Here is a 21755-nt window from a genome sequence, read left to right on the forward strand (position 1 = left end):
AGCGCCAATCCGCCCACCAATGCCCAGACCCGCCTACGCCCACCCGCCTGGACGCGGGTCACGACAGGAACGCCGAGGGCACCGGCGCCTCACCCAGGGCCTGGCGCAGCACGGCCCAGTGCATGGCCTCGTCGCCCAGGATGCTGGCGGCCACCTGCGCCAGGGCACGGTCGGCAAACAGCGGCACCGCGCCCAGGTAGGCCGACACGGCGCCGCGCTCCAGTCCGGCGGCAAAGCGCAGCACGTCGGCTTCGGCCTTGAGCTTGTCGGTCGGAAAGCCGTACTGCGCCTTGGCCTGCACGGGCTTGCCGCCCATCTTCTGCACGGCGCCGGCGATCGCGTCGGCATGCTCCTTGTGGTGGCCCTGGAACTGCTGCGCCAGCGGCAGCACGCCGGAGGTGAGCAGACCGCTCTCGGCGCCCACCTGGTAGGCGGCCACGGCCTCGTACTCCGCCGCCAGTGCGGTGTTGAGGATGCGCACGTCGGCCTCGTGCTGTCGCGCATCGGTCTTGGCGCCAGCGGCCAGCGCGTCGCGCCCGCCCAGCAGGGCCACAGCCGAGGCCGAGAGCACGGCCGCGCCCACCGTGCGGCGGCGCGCGAGCAGCGCGGAAGAAGGAGTCAAGAGGAAGGAAGAGTGGTTCATGGTCATCTCCTTGAAGAAAGGGACAAGTGCCGCGCCGGCGGCGCGGGTAATCGGCGCGGCGCACAGCGGCGCGCAGGCCATAGGCGTGGGCGGGGTGGCGCCGGCCCGTCAGGCCAGCAGCCCGCGCCGCGCCAGTGCGTCCAGCACCTGCTGCACGACCTGGTCGCAGCGCGCGAGCGCAAACGGAAAGACGCTGTCGGCGCAGGCTTCCACCCGCGCGCCCAGCGCGTCGCGCAACATGGCGCGCGAACGCAGGTAGCGGGTGCGCACCAGCTCTTCGCTGATGTCCAGGCAGAAGGCCGCCTCCTGCACGCTCATCTCCTGCACGGCACGCAGGAGGAACACGCTGCGGTACAGCGGCGGCAGGCTGTGCACGGCCGACTCCAGCAGGGCGCGCAACTGGGCACGCGCACGTGCCTGGTCGGGCGCGTCGTCGGGCGGGGCGAAATAGGACATGGCATCCTCCGGCTGCGGCTCCTGGTCGCTGGCCTGCGCGGGGTCGATGGCCACGCTGCGCGCACGCCGGCGCAAGACGTCCAAGGCCGTGCGCAGGCAGATGCGCGCCAGCCAGGTGCCCAGCGCGGCATCGCCGCGGAAGGCCCGCAGCCGCGTGAAGGCGCGCAAATAGGCCTCCTGCACCACGTCCTGCGCCTCGGCGTCGTCATACACCACGCCGCGCGCGGCGCGAAACATCAGCCGGTTGTGGCGCCGCATGATGGCGGCGAAGGCTCCCGCCTCGCCGGCGAGGGCGCGCGTCACCAAGGCCGCGTCCGCCGCACGGTCGGCGATCGGGATGGCAGTGACAACCGCCGCCTGCGGCAGGTCCTCGGATGGGTGCATGGCTCGCCTCGCTTTCGTTGAGACCCTTTGCCCATTGGACGCACGCCGAAGGCCTGGCGTGACAAACACCCGCAATCACCTGCCACGAACAGGGGCGCTGCCCGCCGCCATGGGAAAATCGCGCCCCTATGCATGCACTGTTCGACGAAGCCGGCAAGTTCCTGGCCGGCCGCATCCTCTCCGAAGCCGAAAGCTCGGCACAGATTGAGCTCGACTCGGGTAAACGCGTCAAGGTCAAGGCCGCCAACATCCTGTTGAAGTTCGACAAGCCCGCCCCGGCCGAGCTGCTGGCGCAGGCGCGCGAGATCGCCGCCGGCGTGGAGCTTCCGCTGGCCTGGGAGTTCGCGCCCGAGGAGGAGTTCGGCTTCGCCGAGTTGGCGCGCGACTATTTTTCTGCCCAGGCGCCAGTGACCGAGCAAGCCGGCATGCTGGTGGCGCTGTTCGAGGCGCCGCACTACTTTCGCCGCGCGGGCAAGGGGCGTTTTCGCAAGGCGTCGGCCGAGGTGCTGCAGCAGGCCCTCGCCGCCATCGAGAAGAAGAAGCAGATCCAGGCGCAGATCGACGCCTGGGCCGCCGAACTCGTCGCCGGCACCTGCCCGCAGCCTGTGCGCAAGCAGCTCTACAAAATTCTGTTCCGCCCCGACAAGAACGCGCCCGAGTACAAGGCCGTGGTCGAGGCCAGCCGCAGCGCGCAGAAGGCTCCGCTGGACCTGTTGCAGGCCGCGGGTGCGATCGACTCCAGCTACCAGTTCCACTGGAAGCGCTTTTTGTTCGACAACTTCCCCAAGGGCACGGGCTTTCCCCAGCTGGCGGCACCCCAGCCGCCGGCCGACCTGCCGCTGGCGGATGTGCAGGCCTATTCCATCGACGATTCGGCCACCACCGAGATCGACGACGCCCTGTCGGTGCAGGGCCTGGGCACCGGCACCGTGACGCTGGGCATCCACATTGCAGCGCCGGGCCTGGTGATCCAACCCGGGGGCGACCTGGACAAGCTGGGGCGCACGCGCCTGTCCACCGTCTACATGCCGGGCTACAAGATCACCATGCTGCCGGGCGACGTGGTGCAGATCTACACGCTGGACGAGGGCCGCGCCAACCCGGCCGTGTCGCTGTATGTGACGATCGACGAGGCCACGCTGGCCATCACCGCCACCGAGACGCGCCTGGAGCGCGTGCCCGTGACGGTGAACCTGCGCCACGACCAGCTCGACCACATCGTGACGGAAGAGTGGTTGGCCGACCCAACCATTCAACATGAAAACACGCCACAGGCCTTGCTGGATCTGCGCGAGCAGCTCTCCTTTTTGCACCGCCTGGCGAAAAGCCTGAAGGCCCAGCGCGAGGTGGTGCGCGGCAAGCCGGAGACCTTCAACCGGCCGGACTACACCTTCCGCCTGAGCGCCGCCCGGCCGCCCGAAGGCGCGAACGCCCCCGCGGGGGGCAGCGCAGCCAGCGAAGCGGCAAGCGTGGGGGCCCACAAGCCCCGCAACGACGGCGCCGAGCCCGATGGCAGCGAAACGGTGGACATCACCACCCGCAAGCGCGGCGCGCCGCTGGACCTGATCGTGGCCGAGGCCGCCATCGTCGCCAACAGCACCTGGGGCAACATGCTGGCCGAGCACGGCGTGCCCGGCATCTACCGCAGCCAGGCCAGCCTGGCGCCGGGGGTCAAGGTGCGCATGTCCACGAAGGCGCTGCCGCACGCCGGCATCGGCGTGAAGAGCTACGCCTGGGCCACCTCGCCGCTGCGCCGCTACGTGGACCTGGTGAACCAGTGGCAGATCATTGCCTGCGCGCGCCACGGCAAGACCGCTGCACTGGCCGCACCGTTCAAGCCCAAGGACGCGGAGCTGTTCTCCATCATCAGCAGCTTCGATGCCGCCTACAGCGCCTACAACGGCTACCAGGCTGGCATGGAGCGCTTCTGGACGCTCAAGTACCTGCAGCAGAACCAGATCACCGAGCTGGAAGCCACCGTGTTCAAGGAAGGGCCGAACGGCAGCTTCCTGGTGCGCGCCGACACCCTGCCACTGGTGCTGCCCGTGCTGGGCGCGCAGCAGCTGCCGCGCGGCGCACGCGTGCGCGTCAAGCTCGGCGAGATCGACGAGATCACGCTGGACGTGGCGGGCACCCTGGTGGCGCGCCTGGACGACCCGCTGGATGCCAGCGACGACGGCCCGGTGGACGAGGACGAGGGCGACGAGGAGGCCGTGGCCGGCCCGATCGCCATCGCGGTCGATGTCAACGAGGCCGAGGGCGAGGGCGCCGGCGGCACCGCTGATAATCGGGCGCCGTGACAACCGCTCCCTTGCTCCACCGCCATGCAGCGCGCCGCCCCACAGGGGCGCCGCGGCCTGCAGTGATGGCGGCCCGACGATGAAAATCTCCACCCTGCTTCAACGCCTGACGACGCTGCAGATCGCGCTGGGCGTCTCCATCGCCGTGCATGCCGCACTGCTCACGGTGCGCTTCGTGGACCCCGAGAGCTTCAACCGCGTGTTCCAGGACACGCCGCTGGAGGTGATCCTGGTCAACGCGCAGTCCAACGAGCGCCCCGACAAGGCGCAGGCCATCGCGCAGGCGTCGCTGGCCGGTGGCGGCGAGGCCGCCAAGGGACGCGCCACCAGCCCCCTGCCCTACTCGGCCCTCACCACAATCGGCGACGACCTGGAAGAAGCCCAGCGCAAGATGGACCAGATGCTGGAGCAGCAGACCCAGATGCTGGCCCAGCTGCGCAAGCAGCTCGCCGTGCTGCCCGAGCCCGACCCGCGCAAGCCCAGCCAGAGCACCGACAGCCAGGCCCAGGACGAAAAGCGCCGCCAGTTGGTGAAGCTGCTGGCCGAGATCGAAAAGCGCATCAACGAGGAAAACGCCCGCCCGCGCAAGCGCTACATCAGCCCCGCCACGCGCGAGGAGGTGTACGCCGTGTACTACGACGCGCTGCGCCGCAAGGTCGAGGACAAGGGCACGCAGAACTTCCCCGAGCAGGGCGGCAAGAAGCTCTACGGCGAGCTGATCATGATCCTGACCGTGAACCATGACGGCCGCGTGCTGGCCACCGAGGTGGTGCAGGGCTCGGGCAATCGCCTGCTGGACCGCCGCGCCGAGGCCATCGCCCGCGCCGCGGGGCCCTTTGGCCACTTCGGCCCGGCGATGCGCGCCAAGGCCGATCAGATCGCCGTGGTCTCGCGCTTCAAGTTCACGCGCGACCAGACCCTGGAAACCGACCTGCGCTGATGACCGCCGCCGCCGACCTCTACTGCGTGATGGGCAACCCCATCGCCCATAGCCGCTCGCCGTGGATCCACGCGCGCTTTGCCCAACTGACGGGCCAGTCGCTGCACTACGAGCGCCGCCTGGTTCCGCTGGACGGCTTCGCCCAGGCGCTGCAGAGCTTCGCCGCCGAAGGCGGGCGCGGCTGCAACATCACCGTGCCCTTCAAGCTGCAGGCCGCGCAACTGGCCACCACGCGCAGCGAGCGCGTGCAACTGGCCGGCGCGGCCAATACCCTCGTGTTCGACGGCGGCAGCATCCATGCCGACAACACCGACGGCCTGGGCCTGGTGGCCGACATCACGCAAGGCGCGGGCGCTCCACTCGCCGGGCGCGACGTGTTGCTGGTGGGCGCGGGCGGCGCGGCCGCCGGCGTGCTGGGCCCGCTGCTGCGGCAGCACCCCCGGCGCATCGCCGTCGTGAACCGCACGCCCGCGCGCGCCCAGGCACTGGTGGACAGCCACGCCGCGCTCGCAGCGCTACAAAAAACAGAGCTACTGGCGCTGGATATGCAAGCGCCAGGGGCCGATTTCGATGTGATCATCAACGCCACGGCCAGTAGCCTGGAAGGCGGCCCGGTGCCCGTGCCCGCCAGCGTGCTGCGCCCCGGGAGCCTGGCCTACGACATGATGTACGGCCCCGCGGCGCAGCCCTTTCTGGACTGGGCCACGGCCCACGGCGCCACCGCGCGCGACGGACTGGGCATGCTGGTGGAGCAGGCGGCCGAGGCGTTCCTGCTCTGGCGCGGCGTGCGCCCGCCGTCGGCCCCAGTGCTGCAGGAGCTGCGCGCGGCCATCGCCGCGGGGGCCTGAGGCATGCGGGGCGCACTGCGCTGGTGCATGCTGGTGCTGCTGGCACTGCTGGCGCTGCAGCTGTTCTTCGTAGCGCGCATCGCGGCCATGGCGGTGATCGACCCGGAATCCACCACCCTCCAGCGGTCCGAGGCCTGGGCGCAATGGTCCCAAGGCAGCGGCGTGCGCTGGCGCCAGCAGTGGGTGCCGTACGCACAGATATCCGACCACCTCAAGCGCGCGGTGGTCGCATCGGAGGACGACAACTTCGTCAACCACGACGGCGTGGACTGGGATGCCATCGAAAAGGCCTGGGAGCGCAATGCGCGCATCGAGGCGCAACTGGCCGCCCGGCCGTCGGCCACGGGGCGCGCGCCCAAGATCCGCGGCGGCTCCACCATCACCCAGCAACTGGCCAAGAACCTGCTGCTGTCGGGCGAGCGCAACCTGGTGCGCAAGGGGCAGGAATTCGTGCTCACCCTGGCGCTGGAGCAGCTCCTGCCCAAGCAGCGCATCCTGGAGATCTACCTGAACAACGTGGAATGGGGGGCAGGCGTGTTCGGCGCCGAGGCCGCCGCGCAGCGCTACTTCGGCAAGAGCGCACGCCAGCTCACCGCGCCCGAGGCCGCGCGCCTGGCCGTGATGCTGCCGGCGCCCAAACGCTTCGAGAAGGCGCCCGGCTCGGCCTACCTGGCCGGGCGCACGCGCGCGCTGCTGGCGCGCATGGGGCGCAGCGAGTTGCCCTGAACCACGCGTCATTTATACAAGCAATATCGACCTCCACGCCAATAGCAGCAAGCGCGAACAGCTATAAATTTAATAGTCCATGAGAATCCTTGGCATCGACCCCGGACTGCAGACCACGGGCTTCGGCGTGGTGGACGTGGACGGCCATCGCCTGCGCTACGTGGCCAGCGGCACCATCCGCACCACGGGGCGCGCCACGGGCCTCGCGCTGGGGGATCTGCCGGGCCGCCTCAAGGTGCTGTTCGACGGCGTGAGCGAGGTGGCAGCGCGCTACCAGCCCAGCACAGCGGCGGTGGAAATCATCTTCGTCAACGTCAACCCGCAGTCCACGCTGCTGCTGGGCCAGGCGCGCGGCGCGGCGCTCACCGCGCTGGTGAATGCCAATCTGCCCGTGGCCGAATACACCGCGCTGCAGATGAAGAAGGCCGTGGTAGGCCACGGCCGCGCGGCCAAGTCGCAGGTGCAGGAGATGGTGCGCCGCCTGCTGGAGTTGCCCGGCCTGCCGGGCACCGATGCCGCCGACGCCCTGGGCCTGGCCATCACCCACGCGCACGCCGGGGCGGCCATGGCCCGCGTGGGCGAGGTCGCGCAGCTCACGCGGCGCCAGCACGCCATGTACAAGGCCGGGCGCAGTTACTGAACGACTGAACGCGGCCCTTGCCTCTGGGGCCTTTCCCTACGCAGCAAGCGCGGGCAAGCCAACGTCCTTCTCCGCCATTTCCCGAGCGGTGGTTGCGCGCGCCAACGCCACGGCCCCCGGCTGCGGCGCGCCGCCCTGCAGCTTGAAGCGGCTGACCGCCTCGGTCAGTCGGCCCGCCTGGTCGCGCAGCGACTGCGACGCGGCTGCGGACTCTTCCACCAGCGCGGCGTTCTGCTGCGTCATCTGATCCAGGTGGCTGACCGATTGGCCTACCTGGCCAATGCTGCCCGCCTGCTCGGCGGCCGCGCTGGTGATCTCGGCCACGATGTCGGAAACCCGGCGCACGCTGGCCACGATCTCGGTCATGGTCTCGCCCGCCTGCGCCACCAGGCGCGAGCCGCCCTCCACCCGCTCGACGGAGGCGCCGATCAGCGCCTTGATTTCCTTGGCGGCGTCGGCGCTGCGTTGCGCCAGGCTGCGCACCTCGCTGGCCACGACGGCAAAGCCCCGGCCCTGTTCACCGGCGCGCGCGGCCTCCACGGCGGCATTGAGTGCCAGGATGTTGGTCTGGAACGCGATGGAGTCGATCACGCCCGTGATGTCGCCGATGCGCCGCGAGCTGTCGGAAATCTCGCCCATCGTCTGCACCACCTGCGCAACCACCGCGCCGCCGCGCACCGCCACCTCGGCCGCGTTGGCCGCGAGCCCGCTGGCCTGGCGGGACGATTCGGCACTGTGCTGCACCGTGCCGGTGAGCAACTCCATGGACGAGGCGGTCTGCTGCAGGCTGGCGGCGGTCTGCTCGGTGCGCTGGCTCAGGTCCTGGTTGCCCAGGGCAATCTCGTCACTGGCCGTGGCGATGCTGCCCGCAGCCTGCTGCACCTGGCCCACCAGGGTGCGCAGCGCATCCTGCATGCGGCCCATGGCAGCGACGAGGCTGCCGATCTCGTCACGTTGGCGGGACTGCACCGCATGCGACAGGTCACCCGCGGCAATGCGCTCGGCCAGCGCACGCGCCTGCTCCAGCGATTGCGTGATGGAACGCACGCTGAACAACGTCAGCGGCACCAGCACCGCCAACCCCAACAGCACGGCTGCAGCAATCAGCATGGACATGGTGGCGGTGCGCTGGTCCAGGGCGGCGCGCGCCTCTTCCATGTGGCCGCGCGCCTGCGTGGCCAGGCTGGCCAGCAGGGCATCGGTGGTGTCCATGTGGGCCTTGAAACGCTCGGCATACGCCCCCGCACCCGCGCCATCGAGCAGGGCGCGCTCGATCTGGTCGAAGATCGGCACGAGCCCGCCTTCGTACTGCCCGACCTCGGCCAGCGCTTTGTCCAGTGCGCCGGTGAATTCCACGTTGCCGGCCTGCACCTCGCGCACCTGCGCCATGCTCTTGCGCAGCGCATCCAATTGGCGGCTCCAGCCCTCACGCAGCGCCTGCACCTCCACGGCGTTGTTGAAGTTGATGATGATGTCCTTCTCGGCGCGGCGCAGGTGCCCCAGGCCGGTGCGAAGTTCGGCCATGTCGGTGAGCGTCTGCACCTGGCGCGCGAACAGCTCTTGCAGCGTGCTGCGCGAGCGGTCGAGCGCAACGTAGCCCAGAGCGCCCACTGCAGTCAGCAGGACCAGGGAAAAAGTCGTGGCGAAATACAGCCGCGCGCGAATGGAAAGCTGCCCCAGAACCCTCATGGCATTCCTTTGCTGAACATGATGACCGGCGTGTGCAAGTTCCACGCCATGGCAGAGATACCGCCTCGTGGGCGGACCGGAATGCAACTGTGTGTTGCAAGCGCTCAATCCCAAGGCAGGGTAATCACGGTCCCGTTGTCTCTGGTGAGATGGGGCTTAGGGAACGCGGCAAGGCATGCCTAGAAAACATATTGTCACAATCTTTGTCCATAGTGCGGTTCGGCCCTAAGGCTTTGGTCACCCCGAACACGCGCATGTCCTTCTCTTCTTCCCCTACCCGCTCTCTTTCCATCGGCCCGCTGGGTCGCCGGCTGCTGGGCCTGTTCATGACGGTGCTGGCGCTGAGTCTGGTCGGCTCGGCCATCGGCGTGTGGTCGCTGCGGCACATCGGCCAATCGACGGACGACATGGTTCAGCACAGCGTGGCCAACGAACGGCTGGTGGCCGATGCCTACCGGCTGCAGGCCATCAATGCCGAGCGCTACAAGGCCGTGGCGTTGAGTTCAGAGCCCGAGGTGGGGCAAGCCATCGGCGCCGACATTGCCGCTACGCAGCAGCAGTACGACAGGCTGGTAGCCACCCTGGCACAGCGGCTGGCCGGCACAGCCGACGAGGAACTGCTGTCCCGCGTGAAGGCGCGGGCCGCCGACTTCCACGAGGCCCAGGCCGCACTGGTGCAGGCACGCGACTTCGGCCTCACGTCACGCATTCAGCAGGTGTATGGCGAACGCTTCCTGCCCGCGTCCCAGGCATTGCTGGGGTCGCTGGATGCGCTCACGCAGTCGCAGCGCCAGTCCATCGACACGGCCGCCCTGGCCGTGGGCGGCTGGAGCCAGCAGGCGCGCTGGTCGCTGCTGGCGTTCGGCAGCCTGTCCCTGGTGCTGGGCACCCTGCTCGCGCTGTGGCTGGTGCGCAGCATCACGCGGCCCATTGCACTGGCCAGCGACACCGCGCAGCGTGTTGCGGGACTGGACCTGCGCCAGGACATCGTGGGCCACGACCGGGACGAAACCGGGCACATGCTGACGTCCCTGTCGGTCATGCAGTCCGCGCTGCGCAGCCTGGCGGGACAGGTGAGCACCTCTGTGCACAGCCTGCACACGGCTTCGTCCGAGATGGCCAACGGCAACGCCCACCTGTCCACCCGCACCGAGGAGGCCGCAGCCAGCCTGCAGGAAACGGCCGCCGCGCTGGAGCATGTGACACGCGCCGTTCAACAATCGGCCGAGACCGCCGAGCATGCCGAGGCACGCGCCGCACAGGCGGCAGCCACCGCGCACGAAGGCAGCAACGTGGTGACGCGCATGGAGCAGACCATGCAGCAAGTGGCCCACAGCGCGCACCAGATCGGCGACATCACGGGCATGATCGACTCGATCGCGTTCCAGACCAACATCCTGGCGTTGAACGCCGCGGTGGAAGCCGCACGTGCCGGCGAACAGGGCCGCGGTTTCGCGGTAGTGGCCAGCGAAGTGCGCAGCCTGGCGAACCGCTCGGCCGAGGCCGCGCGAGAGATCAAGGCGCTGATCCAGGCGTCCGTGCAGCAGGTGGATGCCGGCGCCACCCTGGCCGCTGATGCGGGGCGCACCATGGAGCAGGTGGTGGCGGCCATCCAGGACGCCGCGCGCACGATGGCCGACATACGCTCCAGCCACCATGCGCAGCAGCAGGACATCCTCTCCATCCACTCGGCGCTGTCGCGGCTGGACCAGATGACCCAGCAGAACGCGGCCCTGGTGGAAGAGTCCGCGGCCGCCACCGAGAGCTTGCGCGGCCAGGCCCATGAGCTGGCGGCGCAGGTCAGCCGCTTTCGCCTGCCGGGTGAACTGGCGCACGCACTGCCGTCGCCCATGCCCACCCGGCTGCTGGCCGCGGCCTGATACGGTCACTTGGAGCCGGCCTGGCATGACAGGCCGGCGGCTTTGCGTGGGTCAGTCGGCGCGGTGGATGGGCACGTAGAGCTCGCCGCCCGTGCGGTTGAACTCCTCTGCCTTGGACTGCAGGCCCTGTTGGGCGAATTCGCGCACTTCCTGCGTGATCTTCATCGAGCAGAACTTCGGCCCGCACATGGAGCAGAAGTGCGCCACCTTGGCGCTGTCCTTGGGCAGGGTCTCGTCGTGGTACTCCTTGGCCGTATCGGGGTCCAGGCCCAGGTTGAACTGGTCCTGCCAGCGGAAGTCGAACCGCGCCTGGCTCAGCGCGTCGTCGCGCGCACGGGCACCCGGATGCCCCTTGGCGACGTCTGCCGCGTGGGCCGCGATCTTGTAGGCAATGATGCCCTGCTTGACATCGTCGCGGTCGGGCAGGCCCAGGTGCTCCTTGGGCGTCACGTAGCACAGCATGGCCGTGCCCATCCAGCCGATCATGGCGGCACCGATGGCGCTGGCGATGTGGTCGTAGCCGGGAGCGATGTCAATGGTCAGCGGGCCCAGGGTGTAGAACGGCGCCTCGTGGCAGGTCTTGAGCTGCTCCGTCATGTTGGACTGGATCATGTGCATGGGCACGTGGCCGGGGCCTTCGATCATGGTCTGCACGTCGTGCTTCCAGGCAATCTGCGTCAGCTCGCCCAGCGTGTGCAGCTCGGCAAACTGTGCTTCGTCGTTGGCGTCCGAGGCGCAGCCCGGACGCAGGCCATCACCCAGGCTGAACGACACATCGTACGCCTTCATGATGTCGCAAATGTCCTCGAAGTGCGTGTAGAGGAAGCTCTCCTTGTGGTGCGCCATGCACCACTTGGCCATGATGGAGCCGCCACGGGACACGATGCCCGTGCGGCGCGCGGCGGTGAGCTGGATGTAGGCCAGGCGCACGCCCGCGTGGATGGTGAAATAGTCCACGCCCTGCTCGGCCTGCTCGACCAGCGTGTCGCGGAAGATCTCCCAGGTCAGGTCCTCGGCAATGCCACCGACCTTTTCCAGCGCCTGGTAGATAGGCACCGTGCCGATGGGCACGGGCGAGTTGCGCACGATCCAGTCGCGCGTGGTGTGGATGTTCTTGCCGGTGGACAGGTCCATCACGTTGTCGGCGCCCCAGCGGATGGCCCAGACGAGCTTCTCCACCTCTTCCTCGATGCTCGACGTGACGGCGGAGTTGCCGATGTTGGCGTTGATCTTCACCTTGAAGTTGCGCCCGATGGCCATGGGCTCCACTTCGGGGTGGTTGATGTTGGCGGGAATGATGGCGCGGCCACGGGCGACCTCGTCGCGCACGAACTCGGGCGTGATGATTTTCGGGATGCTCGCACCCAGCGGGTTGCCGGCCAGGCGCTGCTCGCGTGCGCCGTCCTGCATGTACTGCTGCATCCACTCACGGCGACCGTTCTCGCGCAAGGCCACGTATTCCATCTCGGGAGTGACGATGCCCTTCTTCGCGTAGTGCATCTGCGTGACGTTGGCGCCGCTCCTGGCGCGCAGCGGCTGGCGCTGCAGCGCCGCAGCCTCGGCGCGCAGCTGGGCCAGTCGGTCGCCATCCTCGGCCTTCTGGCCGTCGTCCAGCGCCTTGCGCACGCGACCCTCATAGCCCTCGGTGTCGCCGCGCGCGGCAATCCATTCGCCCCGCACGCTCGCCAGGCCCTTGCGCACGTCGATCTGCACGGCAGGATCGGTATAGGGGCCGGACGTGTCGTACACGCTCACCACTTCGCCGTTGGTGAGCTGAATGTCGCGCACCGGCACGCGCAGCCCGGGCTGGCTGCCGGCGAGGTAGGACTTGGTGGAAGCGGGAAAGGGTTCGCGCGTGAGCGCAAGCAGGCTGGCGAACTTGTCGGGGGCATTCATGGCGGGCAGCTCCTTCATCGGCGGGATGGATGGAATTGCTCCGCTATCGATCGGATGGACGGACGGAGCACGACCCTTCTTGCGGGTGTACCCGTTTCCCCCTATCCGACTGCAGCTCTTCTTACGCTGGCATGAACCAGATCAAGTTCGCGGTTCCGGCGGTCAGGTCCGCCATCTCAGCACGCCGTTACGTGCACCCCGGAGCGGGGCCGAGTATAGGCGACTTGACCGCCAGCAAGGTGCCTTACAGCAGACGCTCGAGGATCAGCACCAGGAAGAACATGGACGCCGCGATGACGGTCCACTTGACGGTCACGAGCCCGAAGCGCTTGTAGCGCTGCTGGCCCGTGGCCGCGAAGAAGGCGAACGACACGGCCGCCACGAGCAGCAGCAGCATGACGGCCCAGCGAAAGAGCAGCATGGCGGCCCGCTACCAGGCGCGCGCCGGCTGGGCGAAGCCCGTGGGCGCCTGGCGCTCGTTGTCGAAGCTCACGACCTCCCAGGCGTCGGGCTGGGCCAGCAACGCGCGCAGCAGCTGGTTGTTCATGCCGTGGCCCGAGCGGAAGGCGCTGTAGGCCGCCAGCAGCGGCTTGCCCACGAGGTACAGGTCGCCCATGGCGTCCAGGATCTTGTGCTTGGCGAACTCGTCGTCGTAGCGCAGGCCGTCGGCGTTGAGCACCTTGTAGTCGTCCATGACGATGGCGTTGTCCAGCCCCCCGCCCAGCGCCAGGCCGCTGGTGCGCAGCATCTCCACGTCCTTGGTGAAGCCGAAGGTGCGCGCGCGGGCGATGTCGCGCGCGTAGTTGCCGCTCCCAAGGTCGAACTCCACGCTCTGCCCCGTGGAATCGACGGCGGGGTGGGCGAAATCGATCTCGAAGCGCAGCTTGAAGCCGTGGTAGGGCTCCAGGCGCGCCCACTTGAGGTTGTGCCCCTCGCCCTCGCGCACCTCGACGGGGCGCGTGACGCGGATGAAGCGCTTGGGGGCGTTCTGCAACTCGACGCCCGCGCTCTGCAGCAGGAACACGAAGGACGCCGAGGAGCCGTCGAGGATGGGCACCTCCTCGGCCGTGATGTCGATGTACAGGTTGTCCAGCCCCAGGCCGGCGCAGGCCGACATGAGGTGCTCCACCGTGTGCACCTTGGCCCCGCCCGCGCCGATGGTGGAGGCCATGCGCGTATCGACCACGGCCGTGGCGGTGATGGGGATGTCCACCGGCTCGGGCAGGTCCACGCGGCGGAACACGATGCCCGTGTCCGGCTGGGCTGGGCGCAGCGTCAACTCGACCCGCTGGCCGCTGTGCAGCCCCACGCCGACGGCGCGGGTCAGGGTCTTGATGGTGCGTTGCTGGAGCATAGAAGCGAGATTTTAGTTGGCAGGCCCGCCCCTTGCTGCTCAGTATCCGAATAGGCGTATCGCCGGCGTCTGCAGTTCCTCCTCCAGGACCCGGAGGGCGGCTTCCTTGTGTTCGTCCGTCATTCTCGACGCATGGGTCGCCACGCTGATGGCGGCGACGTGGTCGGCCTGGACACGGATGGCGACACCGATGCCCACGGCGCCCGTCGTCAAGAGGTTCTCGCTTTCCGAATGCTGGAGCTTGCGCGTGAACGCCACCATCTGCCACAGGCGGTCCTGCGTGATGCCCGCGGCCTCGTAGTCGAGGCAGCGGCGCTCGTAAATCTGCTTCAGCTCCCTGTCGCGCAAGGTGGCCGCAAGGGCCAGGCTGGCCGTGCCCTGGCCCAGCAAGCGGATCTGGCCCGTCATCAGGCTGTGCGCATGCAGCGGGTGGTCGCCCGCCTCCACGTGCAGGCAATGCGCAAAGTCGCCAATGCGCACGATGAGGAATACCGAATGGCCGGTGCGGCGGGCGATGCGCTCCATGGCGGGACGGCAGGCCTCGAAGATGGGAGGTTTCGTCATGGCGGACATGCCCGTGAACATGGCCTCCACGCCCAGCCGGTAGCGGCCGCTGCTCTCGTCCTTCGCGGCAAACCCCGATTGCGTGAGCACCATCAGCAGCCGCCGTGCCGTCGTCCGGTTGAGCCCGGCCAGCTGCGCCAGCTCGTTGATGGCCAGGCCCTGCACATGGTGGCCGGCGATCAGCCGCAGCACGGCCACCAGACGGGCAGGACTCTGCGCTCCGGGAAACCCCGAGTTCATATCGTGAACATCCTGCCCATCCAACTTTGCCATCCCCCTCCCCCCCGGCCCATAGTGCGCCCGTCAGCCCGCTTCCACAGGAACATGAGATGAGCACTTACCGGCCCGTACACGCACCCCACATACCGCCCGTCGTCGGGGATGGAAAGACGCCCCGCTGGACACGGCGCCCGCCCCAATCGAACTGGGGAGACTTCGGCCCGGACGACCAGTACGGCCGCCTGAACTACCTGGACGCCGAGAAGGTGAAGCAAGCCGCGCTGGAAATCCGGACCGGGCAGCGGTTCTGCCTGAGCCTGCCGCTGAACCTCCCCGGCGGCAACGCCCTCAACCCGCGCCGCCATCCTCCCGTCATCAAGCCATCCACGCGCCCGCAGGGCCCCGGGATGAATTTTGCGCTCTCCCAGGAGAACCCGAACTACACCGACGTGATCAGCGACGACTACGCGCAAATCTACCTGCAGTACTCGACCCAGTGGGACGCACTGTCGCATGTCGGCAGCCATTTCGACGTCGATGGCGACGGCATCGACGAACTGGTCTACTACAACGGCTTCCAGGCGGGCATAGACATCCTGGCCCCCAAGGACCTGCCCGGCATGGACGGCCAGTCGCGCGCCAAGGCACTGGGCGTGGAGCGCCTGGCCGAGCAGGCCATCCAGGGCCGGGGCGTATTGGTCAATCTGCGCAAGCATTTCGGTGACGGCCATACCCTCGTGTCCGGCAGCATGCTCAAGCGCGTGCTGGAGCAGGACGGCATCGAGGTGGAAAAGGGCGACATCGTCGCGCTGTACACCGGCTTTTCCGACGTCCTCACCGGGTGCAACGGACAGCCCCGCGCAGACATGGCGGAGACCGTCTGCGCGGTGCTCGACGGACGCGACCCGGAACTGCAGCAGTGGATCATCGACAGCCACATCGCCAGCCTGGTGGCGGACAACTACGGCATCGAGTCCGTTCCGGGCCGCCCCGTGGACGGCTCCTGCGCCTTCCTGCCCCTGCATGAGCTGTGCCTGTTCAAGCTCGGCATGCCGTTCGGCGAGCTGTGGTACCTGCACGAGCTGGCGCAATGGCTGGAGCAGGCCGGCCGCTACCGCTTCATGCTGACGGCCCCTGCCTTGCGGCTCCCCGGCGCGGTAGGCTCCCCCGTGACACCGGTTGCCACGGTGTGAGGGCCGACCCCATGGCCTCCATGATTCCGGGCGCGCAAGAAACCGCCGCCGAGCGCCCCGCCACCGTGGGCGGCATGCTCGCGCTGGCTCCTGCCGGCGCGATCGCCCTGACCTTCGAACACCAGACGCTCACCTACACCCAGCTGCGCGAACAGGTGGCGCGCATGGCCGGCGGCCTGCACGGGCGGGGGCTGCGGGCGGGAGACGTGCTGGGTATCTGGCTGCCCAACACGCCGCGCTGGCTCATCCTGCATCTGGCCTGCGCCTCGCTGGGAGTGGCGACCCTGAGCCTCAACCTCAAGCTGGGGGTCAAGGAACTGGTCAGCTTCATCGACCGGTCGGAATGCAAGGCCCTGGCATTCGACCGCGGCATCGCCAACGCCCACGCGCCGGCCGGCTGCGCCCCGCCGGGCGGCGGCGCCGGCTTTCTGGAGGGCAACAGCCTTGCCCAGGTATGGCAGCAGCATGCCGGCTCCCTGCGGCTGATCGTCGATGCCTCGGTGCATGCGGGGGATGCCGACGCCCCCGGCTGGCCTGCGTTGGCGCAACAGATGCCAACGGCCCCTCATCGCGCGCCCGGCTGGATCCGGTGGGAAGCCCTGGCCGCGGCGCCCATGGCCTCGATGGACGGCGACCCGGCCACGCTGGCCCGCAGCGCCTGCATCATCCTATCTTCGTCGGGAACGACCAGCATGCCCAAGCTGATCGTCCACAGCCAATCCAACGTCGCGCTGCACTCCCAGGACGCAGCCGCCGGCTTTGCCATCGATGGCGGCAGCGCCACCCTGCTGGCGCTGCCCATGTGCGGCGCGTTCGGCTACTGCGCGACCATGGCGACGCTCGCGGCCGGGGCCAGGCTGGCGATGTACGAGGCCTTCCATCCCGCGCAGGCCGCCGACGCGCTGCGGCAGCAGGCCATCACCCACATGTTCGGCACCAACGACATGGTGGACAAGATGATCGCGCCCCTGCCCGCGGACTGGCGCCCCAGGGCGCTGCGCTTCTTCGGGCACGCGAACTTCGTCCCCGGACTCGATGAACTGCCCGCCAAGGCGCAGCAACTGGGCATCCCCATGGTGGGCTGCTTCGGCATGAGCGAAATCCTGGCGCTGTTCGCCCACCAGGACCCGGCCGCGCCGCTGGAACGGCGCTCCCAGGCGGGCGGCTTCCCCATCACTCCGGGCGCCGAGGTGCGCGCCCGCCTAGTGGAGACCGGGGCGCTGGCCGCGCCCATGGAGCCGGGCGAGCTGGAGTTCCGCGGCCCCAACATGATGCGGGAATACCTGAGCAACCCGGAGGCGACGGCCCAGGCCTTCACCGACGATGGCTTTCTGCGCTCGGGCGACCTGGGCTACGTGAACGGCGACGGAGGCTTCACCCATGTGTCGCGGCTGGGCGACGTGCTGCGCATCGGTGGTTTCCTGGTCAACCCGGCCGAGATCGAAGAGGCCGTCCTCAACGCCAGCGGCGCCGGTGCCTGCCAGGTCGTCGCGGTGAATGCGGCGGGCAGCTCCCGGCCCGTCGCCTTCGTGATTCCGGACGCAGGGAAGGCCGTGGACGAAAGCGCCGTCAAGGCCCGGCTGCAGCAGCAGATCGCCCGCTACAAGGTGCCGATCCGCATCTTCGCCGTCGATGCCTTTCCCTGCACCACGGGGCCCAACGGCACGAAGGTCAAACGCAACGAGCTCCGTGAGCTCGCCCAATCGCTGCTCGCACAGGAGGCATCGAAATGAGCCCGACACCCCAGCAAACCACCCGGCGCGTCCTCGTCACGGGCGCCAGCCGCGGCATTGGCCGTGCCGCCATGCGTTATCTGGCCGATGCCGGCTACCAGGTCGTCGGCCTGGCGCGCCACGCCCCTGGCGATGCGCGCCCGGACGAGCGGTTCGTGCAATGCGACCTGGCGGACCTGGAGGCCGCGCGCCAGGTCGTCGAAGGCCTGGCCCGGGAGGGAGGTTTCTACGCCCTGGTCAACAACGCCGCCATCGCCCACACCACCAGCATCGCCGACACGCGGGTCGCCGACATGAACGAGGCCATGACCCTGAACGTCAACGCCGCGCTGGTCTGCCTGCAGGCCCTGATGCCCGGCATGCGGCAAGCCGGCGCGGGCCGCGTGGTGAACATCTCTTCGCGCGCGGCCCTGGGCAAACCCAACCGCACCGCGTACAGCGCAACCAAGGCGGCCCTGATCGGGATGAGCCGGACCTGGGCGCTGGAACTGGCCCCGCACAACATCACCGTCAACGTCATCGCGCCCGGCCCGGTGGCCACGGAGCTGTTCAAGCAGGCCAGCCCGCCCGGCGCCGAGCAGACCCGCGCCCTGCTGGCCGCGGTGCCGCTGCAGCGCGTAGCGGAACCGGAGGAAATCGCCCATGCCATCGGTTTTCTGCTGCATCCGCTGGCGGGCTACATGACCGGGCAGACGCTGCACATCGACGGCGGCCTGACCATCAGCGCCGCCCGGCTGTGAAGCCGGCGCGGCGGCCCATTGCTTCATCCACCCAACCATCCATCACACAAAGAGAGAAGGAGACGACACCATGTCATTCAGACACCATTGCGCGGCGGCCGCCGTCGCGCTGCTGTGCACGGCAGCCCAGGCACAGGGCAGCCAGCCCGTGCGCATCGGCCTCATCGTGGACCAGTCCAGCGTGTACTCCGCCGTCACGGGCAAGGGCAGCATCACGGGTGCGCAAATGGCGATCGAGGAGCATGGCGGCAAAGTGCTCGGGCGCACCATCGAGCTGCTGAATTTCGACCACCAGAGCAAGGCGGATTCCGCGGCATCGAAAGCCAGGGAGTGGTACGACAACGGCGTCGATGCCATCCACGAGGCAAGCGGCTCCGCCGCCGCGCTGGCCGTGCTCAACGTAGCCAAGGAAAAGAACAAGGTGCTGGTGATGAGCGGCCCCGCCAGCGACCGCATCACGGGCGACATGTGCGCACCCACCGTGGCCCATTGGGCATACAACTCTTATGCGCTGGCCAACACCGTCGGCAAGGCGGCGGCCGAGCGCTTCGGCAAGAACTGGTTCTTCATTGCGGCCGACTACTCGGGCGGCCAGGACGTGGTCAAGGCCACGACCCAGGCCATTGCAACCGTGGGCGGCAAGGTCATCGGCGAGGCCAAGCACCCGCTGAACGCATCCGACTTCTCGTCCGCCGTCGTGCAGGCCCAGTCCAGCAAGGCCGACGTCGTGGGCCTGGCCAACTTCGGCAATGACCTGGTCAACTCGATCAAGGCGGCGCGCGAGTTCGGCATCAAGCCCGACGGCAAGCAAAAGCTGGCCAGCCTGCTGATGTACATCACCGACGTGCACTCGCTGGGCCTGAAGACCGCGCAAGGGATGCTGCTGTCCGAAGCGTTCTATTGGGACATGAACGACGAGACGCGTGCGTTCGCAAAGAAGTTCTTCTCCAGGATGAACGCCATGCCCAACATGAGCCAGATGGGCGTCTATTCCTCGGTCAAGCATTACCTCAAGGCCATCGAGGCGGCCGGCACGACGGACGCCGGCGCGGTCATGGCCAAGATGCGTGAACTGCCGGTCAACGACACCTTCGTCAAGAACGGGAAGCTGCGCACCGACGGGATGATGGTCCACGACATGTACCTCTTCCAGGTCAAGACGCCGGCCGAATCGAAATACCCGTGGGACTACTACAAGGTCATGGGCTCGGTGCCCGCCGACAAGGCCTTCGTACCGCTGGGCGAGTCCACCTGTCCCCTGGTGAAGCGGAACTGAGCAGGCGAAGCCTGCCCCGGTCCGTACGGCCCTTCTACAGGAGACGAACATCCATGCATTCCTCCATGCTCAAGCGCGCCGCCGTACTGGCGTGCGCCACCGTCCTGGCTCTGCCGGCCTTCGCCGCGGAGGACTATCCCAGGACGCCCATCACCCTCGTCGTAGGGTACGGAGCCGGCGGCGGCACCGACGTCTGCAACCGTGCCCTGGCGCTGGACGTCGGCAGGCAGCTGGGCCAGCCCCTGGTGGTGGACAACAAGCCCGGGGCCGGCTCGTCGCTCTCGGTCGGCTTCATCACCCGGCAGCGGCCGGACGGCTACAGCATCGCGTCGCTCTCCACGGGGGGCGTGCTCAACCAGGTGCTTTCGCCCAACGTCAAGTACGACGTCACCAAAGACCTCACGCCCATCGCCATGGTGGCGCAGTACCAGGTCGGCCTGCTGGTGCGGGCGGACTCGGCGTACAAGACGATGGCCGATCTGATCAATGCGGCCCAGAGCGCCAGGAAGCCCCTGACCTACAGCACTGCAGGCATTGGAACGCCGCAGCACCTGACGACGGAGCGGCTCGCGCAGAAGACGGGCACGCAGTGGGTCCACGCCCCCTACAAGAGCGGCCCGGAAGCGATCACCGCGCTGATGCGCGGAGACGTCGACTTCATGGCACAGACCGCGGAGTGGGTGCCGTATGTGCGCGACGGGCGCCTGCGCCTGCTGTCGGTCTTCACCGGCGAGCGCATCAAGGGCTTCGATGCGCCGACCCTCAGGGAGCTGGGGTACGACCTCGTCGCCCCCAGCATCCTGGGCATCGCGGGGCCCGCAAGAATGGACGCGGCCATCGTGAAGAAGCTGCAGGACGCTTTCCACAAGGCGATCCAGACGGCCGAGTTCCAAAGCTGCGCGGACCAGTTCGGCCTGAAGCCCGACTTCAAGGACTCCGCGGCCTTCGGGGCGTTCCTGAAGGACACGCTGGCCGGCTGGACGCCGCTGCTGCGGCAATTCGCAAGCAAGGAATGAACGATGACCACCCAACACACCCAGAGCCCCCCCGCCTGGCTCGAATGGCCGTTTCTCGACGACGGCCACCGCCGGCTCGCCATGGAGCTTGACGCCTGGTGCCAGGACCACCTGCAGCACATCGACGAGACCGATCTGCGTGCCGCGTGCCGGGCCCTGGTTTCCGCGCTCGGGCAAGGCGGCTGGCTGCGGTACTGCGTCGTCGCGGGCGACAAGGGCCAGTTCGGCGGCCATGCGGCCGAGCTGGACTCCCGCAGCCTGTGCATCATCCGGGAGACCCTGGCGCGCCACCATGCGCTGGCGGACTTCGCATTCGCCATGCAGGGGCTGGGCAGCGGCACCATCTCCCTGGCAGGCAGCGATGCGCAAAAGGCTGCGTATCTGCCCGCGGTGGCGCGGGGCACGAAGATCGGCGCGTTCGCACTGTCCGAGCCCGACGCCGGTTCGGACGTGGCTGCGCTGTCGTGCAGGGCCGAAGCCGATGGCGACGACTACGTGCTCAATGGCAGCAAGACCTGGATTTCCAACGGAGGGCTTGCGGATTTCTACTGCGTGTTCGCGCGCACGCAGGCCGATGCGGGTTCGCGCGGCATTTCCGCCTTCATCGTGGATGCCGGTACCGCGGGCCTGAGCGTGGACGACTCCATCAGCGTGATCTCGCCCCACCCGCTGGCCTCGCTCCGGTTCGAGAACTGCAGGGTTCCCCGAAGCTGCATGCTGGGGCCGCCCGACCAAGGATTCAAGCTGGCCATGCGCTCGCTCGACATTTTCCGCGCCTCGGTCGCCGCCGCGGCCATCGGCTTTGCGCGCCGGGCGATGCAGGAAGGCCTGCAGCACGCCACCCGGCGCAGGATGTTCGGGCAGACGCTGGCGGACTTCCAGCTGACGCAGGCCGCCTTCGGGGACATGGCCACGGCCATAGACCAGAGCGCCCTGCTCACCTACAGGGCCGCGTGGGTGCGTGACGTGCAAAAGCGCGCATCCACCGCGGAAACGGCGATGGCGAAAATGGCAGCCACCGAGTCGGCGCAGCAGGTGATAGACCGCGCGCTGCAAATGTTCGGCGGCAAGGGCGTGACCGTGGGCAATCCGCTCGAACGCCTATACCGGGACATCCGCTCGCTGCGCATCTACGAAGGCGCGACGGAAGTCCAAAAGCTCATCATCAGCCGGGAGGTGCTCAAGCCCTTCGCGCCGCATTGAGCCGGCGGTCGCACCCAACAAAAAACCGGTGACGAGTCACCGGTTTTTTTCTGGG

The 21755-nt window shown here is 68.4% G+C and carries 19 protein-coding genes and 1 riboswitch; of the genes, 12 read left to right on the forward strand and 7 right to left on the reverse strand.

Annotated elements, in window-relative coordinates; genetic code table 11:
- Window positions 1–58: 58 nt before the first annotated feature.
- Both HND92_RS16290 and HND92_RS16295 read right to left on the reverse strand, forming a co-directional pair.
- Entirely contained in the window at window positions 59–643 is a 585-nt protein-coding gene (locus tag HND92_RS16290; RefSeq protein ID WP_172208476.1) for a ferritin-like domain-containing protein, read from the reverse strand.
- Between the two features lie 108 nt (window positions 644–751).
- Complete coding sequence (locus HND92_RS16295) at window positions 752–1483, reverse strand: RNA polymerase sigma factor (RefSeq protein WP_172208478.1); 732 nt, start codon at window positions 1481–1483, stop codon at window positions 752–754.
- A 128-nt stretch (window positions 1484–1611) separates the two neighbouring features.
- On the opposite strand from HND92_RS16295, the gene HND92_RS16300 reads away from it, so the two are divergent.
- The 5 genes from HND92_RS16300 to ruvC all read left to right on the forward strand — a co-directional run bounded on the left by HND92_RS16300 (window position 1612) and on the right by ruvC (window position 6937).
- On the forward strand, window positions 1612–3783 hold the full coding sequence (locus HND92_RS16300) for a ribonuclease catalytic domain-containing protein (protein ID WP_172208480.1): 2172 nt from the start codon (window positions 1612–1614) through the stop codon (window positions 3781–3783).
- Between the two features lie 79 nt (window positions 3784–3862).
- Complete coding sequence (locus tag HND92_RS16305) at window positions 3863–4723, forward strand: energy transducer TonB (protein ID WP_015914250.1); 861 nt, start codon at window positions 3863–3865, stop codon at window positions 4721–4723.
- Window positions 4723–5571: a shikimate dehydrogenase gene (aroE, locus tag HND92_RS16310; protein ID WP_172208482.1), complete on the forward strand. Its 849-nt coding sequence runs from the start codon at window positions 4723–4725 to the stop codon at window positions 5569–5571. The genes HND92_RS16305 and aroE overlap by 1 nt, the downstream gene beginning before the upstream one ends.
- 3 nt (window positions 5572–5574) lie before the next feature.
- The gene (gene mtgA / locus HND92_RS16315) at window positions 5575–6297 is read left to right on the forward strand and encodes a monofunctional biosynthetic peptidoglycan transglycosylase (RefSeq protein ID WP_041838892.1); all 723 of its coding nucleotides are present in this window, start codon (window positions 5575–5577) and stop codon (window positions 6295–6297) included.
- 79 nt (window positions 6298–6376) lie between these two features.
- Window positions 6377–6937 carry a crossover junction endodeoxyribonuclease RuvC gene (gene ruvC, locus HND92_RS16320; protein WP_015914253.1) on the forward strand — a complete coding sequence of 187 codons (561 nt, stop codon included), beginning with the start codon at window positions 6377–6379 and terminating at the stop codon, window positions 6935–6937.
- A 36-nt stretch (window positions 6938–6973) separates the two neighbouring features.
- Here the strand turns inward: ruvC and HND92_RS16325 are convergent, their stop codons facing one another.
- Window positions 6974–8626: a methyl-accepting chemotaxis protein gene (locus tag HND92_RS16325; RefSeq protein ID WP_172208484.1), complete on the reverse strand. Its 1653-nt coding sequence runs from the start codon at window positions 8624–8626 to the stop codon at window positions 6974–6976.
- A 254-nt stretch (window positions 8627–8880) separates the two neighbouring features.
- Here HND92_RS16325 and HND92_RS16330 point away from each other — a divergent pair, with 254 nt between their 5' ends.
- Window positions 8881–10506 carry a methyl-accepting chemotaxis protein gene (locus tag HND92_RS16330; protein WP_172208486.1) on the forward strand — a complete coding sequence of 542 codons (1626 nt, stop codon included), beginning with the start codon at window positions 8881–8883 and terminating at the stop codon, window positions 10504–10506.
- A gap of 51 nt (window positions 10507–10557) precedes the next feature.
- Here HND92_RS16330 and thiC read toward each other — a convergent pair whose 3' ends face one another.
- The 4 genes from thiC to HND92_RS16350 form a co-directional block, all read right to left on the reverse strand.
- Window positions 10558–12402, reverse strand: a complete 1845-nt coding sequence (gene thiC, locus HND92_RS16335) for a phosphomethylpyrimidine synthase ThiC (RefSeq protein ID WP_172208488.1) — start codon at window positions 12400–12402, stop codon at window positions 10558–10560.
- 101 nt (window positions 12403–12503) lie between these two features.
- Window positions 12504–12613: riboswitch (TPP riboswitch) on the reverse strand.
- 33 nt (window positions 12614–12646) lie between these two features.
- Entirely contained in the window at window positions 12647–12823 is a 177-nt protein-coding gene (locus HND92_RS16340; protein WP_172208490.1) for a hypothetical protein, read from the reverse strand.
- 9 nt (window positions 12824–12832) lie between these two features.
- Window positions 12833–13756: a UDP-3-O-acyl-N-acetylglucosamine deacetylase gene (gene lpxC, locus HND92_RS16345; RefSeq protein ID WP_172208493.1), complete on the reverse strand. Its 924-nt coding sequence runs from the start codon at window positions 13754–13756 to the stop codon at window positions 12833–12835.
- A gap of 39 nt (window positions 13757–13795) precedes the next feature.
- Window positions 13796–14560: an IclR family transcriptional regulator gene (locus HND92_RS16350; RefSeq protein ID WP_172208495.1), complete on the reverse strand. Its 765-nt coding sequence runs from the start codon at window positions 14558–14560 to the stop codon at window positions 13796–13798.
- An 89-nt stretch (window positions 14561–14649) separates the two neighbouring features.
- Between HND92_RS16350 and HND92_RS16355 the strand changes: the two genes are divergently transcribed.
- From HND92_RS16355 to HND92_RS16380, 6 genes are all read left to right on the forward strand, one after another.
- A complete protein-coding gene (locus HND92_RS16355) occupies window positions 14650–15732 on the forward strand; it encodes a cyclase family protein (protein WP_172208497.1) in 1083 nt (360 codons plus the stop codon).
- 11 nt (window positions 15733–15743) lie between these two features.
- The gene (locus tag HND92_RS16360) at window positions 15744–17465 is read left to right on the forward strand and encodes an AMP-binding protein (RefSeq protein WP_172208506.1); all 1722 of its coding nucleotides are present in this window, start codon (window positions 15744–15746) and stop codon (window positions 17463–17465) included.
- Window positions 17462–18205, forward strand: coding sequence for an SDR family oxidoreductase (locus HND92_RS16365; RefSeq protein WP_172208508.1), 744 nt, complete (start codon window positions 17462–17464; stop codon window positions 18203–18205). Before HND92_RS16360 ends, HND92_RS16365 begins: the two co-directional genes overlap by 4 nt.
- A gap of 70 nt (window positions 18206–18275) precedes the next feature.
- Window positions 18276–19481, forward strand: coding sequence for an ABC transporter substrate-binding protein (locus tag HND92_RS16370; protein WP_094438322.1), 1206 nt, complete (start codon window positions 18276–18278; stop codon window positions 19479–19481).
- A 53-nt stretch (window positions 19482–19534) separates the two neighbouring features.
- On the forward strand, window positions 19535–20497 hold the full coding sequence (locus HND92_RS16375; protein WP_172208510.1) for a tripartite tricarboxylate transporter substrate binding protein: 963 nt from the start codon (window positions 19535–19537) through the stop codon (window positions 20495–20497).
- A gap of 3 nt (window positions 20498–20500) precedes the next feature.
- Window positions 20501–21700, forward strand: a complete 1200-nt coding sequence (locus HND92_RS16380) for an acyl-CoA dehydrogenase family protein (protein ID WP_094438324.1) — start codon at window positions 20501–20503, stop codon at window positions 21698–21700.
- Window positions 21701–21755 lie beyond the last annotated feature (55 nt).

It is taken from the genome of Diaphorobacter sp. JS3050, assembly GCF_013154915.1.
Classification (GTDB): domain Bacteria; phylum Pseudomonadota; class Gammaproteobacteria; order Burkholderiales; family Burkholderiaceae_C; genus Diaphorobacter; species Diaphorobacter nitroreducens.